The 1,137-nt window shown below is 71.3% G+C and carries 1 protein-coding gene; it reads left to right on the top strand.

The features are described from left to right. Positions 1 to 46 precede the first annotated feature (46 nt). A partial coding sequence (locus AB0B41_RS43230) for a transposase (RefSeq protein WP_358213045.1) occupies positions 47 to 1,137 on the top strand: 1,091 nt, incomplete at its 3' end.

The following is a 1,137-nucleotide window of genomic DNA, read 5'->3' as shown; positions in this document are numbered from 1 at the left end:
GGCGTGGGTTCGGGTGTTGATCTCGCCCGGCTGGCAGGCTGGGCGGGTGCAGGGTCGGTCTGATCCGCAGCGTGAGCTGCTTGATGTCGAGTCCGTTGCCGGGCATCTGTTGCCGCAGGGTGGGATGTTCGCCTTCCTGGCTGCGCACCGTCGGGAGCTGTTCCCGGACGTGTTGTTCGCCGATCTGTTCACCGCCGGGCGGGGCCGTCCGTCGGTGCCGGTCGAGGTGGTCGCCTCGGTTCTGGTACTGCAGACCCTGCACTCGCTGTCGGACCGCGAAGCGGTCGAAGCGCTCACCTTCGACCTGCGCTGGAAGGCCGCGTGCGGGCTCGCGGTCACCGATGCCGGGTTCCACCCGACGACGTTGACCTACTGGCGGCGCCGGCTGGCGGCATCCGAGCGTCCGGAGCGGATCTTCGACGCCGTCCGTGGGGTCGTCGCGGCGACCGGGGCACTGAGCGGGAAGCATCGGCGGGCGTTGGACTCGACGATCCTTGATGACGCCGTCGCCACGCAGGACACGGTCACCCAGATCATCGCGGCGATCCGCCGGGTGGCCCGCGAGGTCGAAGGCGCCGCCGAGGTCATCGTCGCCCAGACACGCGCGCACGACTACAGCCAGCCCGGGAAGCCGCGGATCGCCTGGGACGACCAGGGCGCCCGCGCCGAACTGGTCGATGCCCTGGTCGGTGACGCCCACCGGGTCCTCGGGCATCTTCCCGATCAGGAGCTCGGCGCTAAGGCCGCCGAGGCGGTGGGGCTACTCGCGCTGGTCGCCGGGCAGGACGTCGAGCCCGCCGAAGATTCCGACGGCACCGACGGACGCTGGCGCATCGCCCGGCGCACCGCCCCGGACCGGCTGATCTCCACTGTCGATCCCGAGACCCGGCACGCCCACAAGACCCGCAACCAGCGCCGTGACGGCTACAAGGCTCATCTGGTGGTCGAGCCCGATACCGGGATCATCACCGCCACCGCGCTCACTCCTGCCTCGGGACCGGAGCACTCCGACGCCGCGGTCGGCATCGACCTCCTCGCCCGCGATCAGACCCTCCCCGACACCACTACCGGCCGGCCAGCAGGCCAGGCAGCAGGCCAGGCAGCAGGCCAGGCAGCAGGCCAGGCAGCAGGCCAGGC

The sequence above is a fragment of the Pseudonocardia sp. NPDC049154 genome, from assembly GCF_040648315.1.
Classification (GTDB): Bacteria; Actinomycetota; Actinomycetes; order Mycobacteriales; family Pseudonocardiaceae; genus Pseudonocardia.
This window is presented reverse-complemented; position numbering and strand designations above follow the sequence as displayed.